Origin of the sequence: Desertihabitans aurantiacus, from assembly GCF_003344635.1 — a bacterium.
Taxonomy (GTDB): Bacteria; Actinomycetota; Actinomycetes; order Propionibacteriales; family Propionibacteriaceae; genus Desertihabitans; species Desertihabitans aurantiacus.
On record NZ_QPKK01000336.1, the window covers coordinates 1 to 3,419 of the forward strand.

Annotated in this window: 4 protein-coding genes; 3 read left to right on the top strand and 1 reads right to left on the bottom strand. The window is 73.5% G+C overall.

The window, feature by feature from the left end:
* Positions 1–127 precede the first annotated feature (127 nt).
* Positions 128–394: a hypothetical protein gene (locus tag DVA66_RS18415; protein WP_114561340.1), complete on the top strand. Its 267-nt coding sequence runs from the start codon at positions 128–130 to the stop codon at positions 392–394.
* Between the two features lie 87 nt (positions 395–481).
* On the opposite strand, the gene DVA66_RS18420 is transcribed toward DVA66_RS18415, so the two are convergent.
* Positions 482–763: a hypothetical protein gene (locus DVA66_RS18420; RefSeq protein ID WP_114561341.1), complete on the bottom strand. Its 282-nt coding sequence runs from the start codon at positions 761–763 to the stop codon at positions 482–484.
* Between the two features lie 617 nt (positions 764–1,380).
* Between DVA66_RS18420 and DVA66_RS18425 the strand changes: the two genes are divergently transcribed.
* Together DVA66_RS18425 and DVA66_RS18430 are read left to right on the top strand one after the other, a co-directional pair.
* Positions 1,381–2,706 carry a sensor histidine kinase gene (locus DVA66_RS18425; RefSeq protein WP_198671934.1) on the top strand — a complete coding sequence of 442 codons (1,326 nt, stop codon included), beginning with the start codon at positions 1,381–1,383 and terminating at the stop codon, positions 2,704–2,706.
* Entirely contained in the window at positions 2,703–3,344 is a 642-nt protein-coding gene (locus tag DVA66_RS18430) for a response regulator (protein WP_114127400.1), read from the top strand. Before DVA66_RS18425 ends, DVA66_RS18430 begins: the two co-directional genes overlap by 4 nt.
* Positions 3,345–3,419 lie beyond the last annotated feature (75 nt).

A 3,419-nucleotide genomic window follows, 5' to 3' on the forward strand; every position in this document is an offset into this window, starting at 1 on the left:
CCTCCTCCCCCGCTGAGCCCGCGCCCCCGCCGCCCCGCAGCCCCGCAGCCCCGCAGCCCGCCGCGAGTGTGGGCTGATCGTCGCTCAGCCGCTGCCCATTGCGACGTCTTGGCCACACTCGCGCCCGATGGAGTTCGAGACGCTGGTCGACGTCGAGTCCACCGACCCGCTGCACCTGGAGGTCTCGACCGACTCCGGCGAGACCTGGGCACCGCTGCCGTGGAGCCTGGACGGGACACCGGTGACGGGCCCGTACGCGGCCAGCGGACTGCGGCAGTGGCAGCACGCGGAGGCCGCGCTGCCCAGCGGACGGGTGCAGGTGCGCTGGCGCCAGACCACCGACGCCCCCTGGCGGCTGGTGGCCGACGACGGCTGGGAGCGCGTCACCCGCTGACCGGCCGACTGGACGTCCGGCAGCCGGAGCCGCCACCGACGACGAAGCGCCTCCCCGCAGGTGTCTGCGGGGAGGCGCTGCGTGAGGTCAGGAGTCGTAGCGCTCGCGGCTGCCCGACTTGGCCAGACCGCGGCTGACCATGTAGCCGATGGTGAGCAGCGAGACGTACAGCCACGCCTGCTCCACGCCGAAGCCCTGGCCGTCGTCGCCGTTGTCGGTGACCGCAGCGGCGATGAGCACGGCCGCGGAGACGAGGACGTAGAAGATGAACTCGGTGGTCTTGAAGGCGGCCTTGGTCTCGGTCGTCAGCCGGCGGGGCTGGTCGACGCCGAGATCCATCTGACCGCGGGGTGCGTTGGGCGTGCTCATGGGGTCTCCTCTGCTAGACCGCGACTGCTGTCGCGGTGGTGGCGGAGCCGGTACCCGACTTCTTCGCCATGAGGTTCCCGACTGCTGTCAGCAGCGGGGACCTGTATCGAAGGTGACAGGGGCGGGGCCCCCAGGTCGACTGGACCATCGGGACCGGCCGAGGAGGTGTTTCCGGGCCACCACGCTGGATCCACCCATCTGGACCCGACGGTCCTAGGACCTGGGGCGAGCGGGTCGTCGTCCGCGACGTCCGCCGCCCCGGCAGCATGCGCGGTCCGCGACCCTCCCTCGCTCGCACGCCGACGTCGTGGTGGTCCTAGGACCACCGGCCGCCCACGTCGGCCGATGTTCCGTGCCCCTCGGCACCGCACCGTCCCCAGGTGCCGGACCTCGTAGACTCCCCACTGGACGGAGGCCATCGTGTTCAACTCAGAACCGCCTGCTCGACACCGACCTCTTCGCCGATGACGACCGGTGCGGACGGGAGCGACCGGGACCCGGCCGCCACCTCGTCGACGACGACGCAGCGGCCCGGGCTCCCTCGACCGCCCCGTCGACGTCCCCGCCGCGCCCTCGGTGGTCGACGAGAGTCGTCGCGGCCGGGCTCCATCGCGCGTGTGGTGGTGCTGTACATGCTGGTGGCTCTCGGCGCCTTCGTCCTGTGCGGGGTGGGGTTGGCGCTGGCCCAGCGCCACGCCGCCCTCCAGGAGGCGGTGCGGGACGCCGAGGTGACCACGACGTTGCTCGCCTCGCGGGTCGTGCAGCCCACCCTCCCCCGTACCCCGCTGGACCCGGCCGACGTCGACGAGACCCTGGACCAGGTCATCCGCGAGCGGGTGCTCGTGGCGCCGATCGACCAGGTGCGGATCGTCGACGAGCAGGGGATCGTGGTCTACGCGACCGACAGCTCCTCCCTCGGCCAGCGGCAGCCGCTCACCGCGGGCGAGCTCGACGCCCTGCACGACGGCACCGCGGTCGCCACCGCCGACGGTGACGAGGGTTCCGACCCCACCCGTCTGCTCGGCGACCGCGAGGGTCAGTCCCTGGTGGTCGGCGTCGGGGTCCGCTCGCCCTCGGACCAGGCGCTCCTGCTGCAGACCCGCCAGCCGTACGAGGCGGTCTGGTTCACCGGCCGGACGGTCTGGCTGACCCTGCTGCCCAGCTTCGTGCTCGCCCTGACCCTGCTCTACCTGGCCAAGATCGGGTTCGCCTACCGCCTGACCCGCAGCCTGTACGGCGTCCAGGAGGAGCGCGAGCAGCTGCTCGTCACGGCGCTCGCGGCAGCGGACCGGGAGCGCACGCTGATCGCCTCCGACCTCCACGACGGCGTGGTGCAGGGGCTCACCGGCGCCAGCTACACCCTGACCGACGCGGCGAACCGCACCCGGTCAGCAGGCCAGCCGGAGCTGGCCGACACCATCACCGAGACCGCCCGCAACCTGCGCCGGTGGGTGCGCGAGCTGCGCAGCCTGATCGTCACCGTGACACCGCCCGCCCTGCACAGCGAGGGACTGCGGGCCACCCTGACCGACCTCACCGCCACGCTCGAGGCGCGCGGGATCGACGTCGAGCTGGACGTGGAGGTGGGTGACACGCTGAGCGAGACCGGCGAGTCGCTCGTCTACCGCGCCGCCCAGGAGGCGATCCGCAACGTCATCCGGCACTCGGGCGCCTCGCGGGTCCGGCTGCTCGTGGCCGAGCAGGACGGCTGGCTGCAGCTGCAGCTCACCGACGACGGGCGGGGCTTCGACCCGTCTGCGGAGTCGGCGCGACGGCGCGGCAGCGTCGGTCTCACCCTGCTGGCTGCCCTGGTGCACCAGCGCGGCGGCAGGCTGACGGTGGAGTCAGCCGTCGGCGACGGCACCACCGTCACCCTCCTCCTCCCCGAGCAGGCCGCACCCGACGCCGGCGACGAGCGCTCGACGGCCGGGGTGCTGCGGTGATCCGGATCCTGATCGTCGACGACCACCCGCTGATCCGCCAGGGCCTGGCGGGCGTGCTCGCCAGCGTCCCCGACATCGAGGTCGTCGGCGCGGTGGCCGACGGGGCCCTCGCCGCGGACGCGGCGGCCGACGGGCAGGCCGACATCGTGCTGATGGACCTGTCCATGCCCGGCATGGACGGTGTGGAGGCCACCGGCGAGGTGGTGACCCGCTGCCCCGACGCCCGCGTCGTCGTGCTCACCTCCTTCGCCGAGCAGGCGCGGGTCCTGGCCGCGTTGGAGGCCGGGGCGGTGGGCTACCTGCTCAAGGACTCCGAGCCGGACGACCTCGTCCACGCAGTCCGGGAGGCCGTCGCAGGGCATGCCCCGATCTCGCCCCGCGCGGCGCTGGCCCTGCTGCCCCAGCGCGGGCGGGACCGACCTCGTCGCGGGGAGGAGCTCAGCCCCCGGGAGCGGGAGGTGCTGGCGCTGGTCGCCGTCGGGTTGCCGAACAAGAGCATCGCCCGCCGGCTCCAGCTCAGCGAGAAGACCGTCAAGGCCCACCTCACCCGGATCTTCGCCACCCTCGGGGTCTACGACCGGACCTCGGCCGCCCTCTGGGCCCAGCGCAACGGCCTGCTCGACGGCGAGGACGTGTAGCGACGGGACGGGCTCATCGCCGACCCCTTCCCCCCCCCCCGCCGGCCCATCCCCGCCGCGGGTGTGGGCTGATCG

Excerpts from the sequence above, each read along its gene's own strand:
- DVA66_RS18415 (WP_114561340.1), top strand. The coding sequence starts at position 128 with ATGGAGTTCGAGACGCTGGTCGACGTCGAGTCCACCGACCCGCTGCAC.
- DVA66_RS18420 (WP_114561341.1), bottom strand. The coding sequence starts at position 763 with ATGAGCACGCCCAACGCACCCCGCGGTCAGATGGATCTCGGCGTCGAC.